The organism is Streptomyces sp. NRRL B-24572 (assembly GCF_002156145.1).
Taxonomy (GTDB): Bacteria; Actinomycetota; Actinomycetes; order Streptomycetales; family Streptomycetaceae; genus Streptomyces; species Streptomyces vietnamensis.
In genome coordinates this window covers 1-421 of the sequence record NZ_MWIG01000516.1, presented here as the reverse complement: position 1 = coordinate 421, position 421 = coordinate 1, and the positions used below count along the sequence as shown (strand labels likewise).

The following is a 421-nucleotide window of genomic DNA, read 5'->3' as shown; positions in this document are numbered from 1 at the left end:
CGGCCTGGTGCATGGCCTGGGCCATGATCGAGCCTTCGAGGGCGAAGAAGATGAAGGTGAAGGAGGCGTAGATGAGCGAGGTCAGCGTGGAGCCGAAGTAGCCGAAGCCGGCGCCGCGGGTGATGAGGTCCATGTCCAGGCCGTACTTCGCGCAGGCCCGGGCGATGGGGATGCCGGTGAGGAAGATGAGCACGGCGGCGGTGAGGATCGAGGCGAGGCCGCTGCCGAAGCCGTAGGTGAAGACGATCGAGGCGCCGATCGCGAAGTCGGCGAGGTAGGCGATGCCGCCGAGTGCGGTGCCGGCGACGGTCCCGGGCGACCAGCGCCGGAAGGAGTGCGGGGCGTACCGCAGGGAGTAGTCCTCGCGGCTCTCGTCCGCGGCCAACTTGGCGTAGCTGCGGCGGGGTCCGGCGGGCGGCGG

Annotated in this window: 1 pseudogene; it reads right to left on the bottom strand. The window is 70.3% G+C overall.

Annotated elements, in window-relative coordinates:
• Positions 1-421, bottom strand: a pseudogene (locus CCN56_RS45000) (hypothetical protein); the annotation flags it as partial.